Source organism: Bartonella sp. CL70QHWL (assembly GCF_042194855.1).
Classification (GTDB): domain Bacteria; phylum Pseudomonadota; class Alphaproteobacteria; order Rhizobiales; family Rhizobiaceae; genus Bartonella.
In genome coordinates, this window is record NZ_JBHINJ010000098.1 from 1 (window position 1) to 943 (window position 943).

Consider the following 943-nt stretch of genomic DNA (forward strand, 5'->3'; position numbering starts at 1 on the left):
CACTGAACATGTCACCACTTGCACCACGTATCGCCCACCCCGTTTTGGTACCTAGATCAAAACAAAGAATCGTGTTATTCACCACGCCACTCCATACATAATGTGTTTTATATGATTGTTTTTTTCAAAAAGCGGGGAGGGAAAGGTGTGTGAAATATGTCAATAATATCTTGGCTTACTTCTTTTATCATCAGTGTAATTTCAGCAGGCTTTGTTTTTTATAAATACCACAAAGAACAAAAAGAAAAACGTTTAGGACAAAAATTACAAAGTTATAGTGTGCGTAAAATTCTTGCGCAAACATCTCCAAATACCCTTAAAGAACTTAACGTTCGCCTAGAATTAATCATCCACAATCCAACAAAACAAATAATCAAGATAAATCACATAAAAATCCCTGAAGACAACCCGTTTGAATTTAGAAAAGCATGCTACCCAGATCCCACCAAAGGTATCTCAGACTCTAAGAAATATAAAAACGCAACGAAAATCTCCTTAAAAACCCCAAAGCACATTGATTTAATAGACCCAAAACTAAAGCCTGAGCGTACGGGTTTTTTTGACCTTTTTAGTATAGAACATGAGGATAAATTGGCCCTTTGGTTTGATATAAAACCAATAGAACCATGCTTAAGAAAACCTATAATCATTGTAGTTGAACACACTTCATGTAATGATCCAGAAGAAAAGCTGGAGACTACGTTTTGTCTTGGTTTTTTCCGGTGTACAGATGAACAGAACAATATTTTTTGGAATAAATTTTTCAAAGAAAAAACGCCTTCGTGAATAATTCTAATAGCTAAAGCCATATTCTGTACTCCCAATAATAACGGAGTCTCTCCAATGTTCTACGGTGCCAAGGTAGAGATGCCATGTATTGTTGTGGTGTTAACATAGACAATTTATAAGTCGTATTGGAAATGTAATTAAAGTTTGGAACTAG

Annotated in this window: 1 protein-coding gene; it reads left to right on the forward strand. The window is 35.1% G+C overall.

Annotated elements, in window-relative coordinates; genetic code table 11:
* The first annotated feature begins 156 nt into the window (after positions 1–156).
* Positions 157–786 (forward strand): hypothetical protein, encoded by a 630-nt coding sequence (locus tag ACFIJZ_RS09900; RefSeq protein ID WP_375624397.1) that lies wholly within the window; start codon positions 157–159, stop codon positions 784–786.
* Positions 787–943 lie beyond the last annotated feature (157 nt).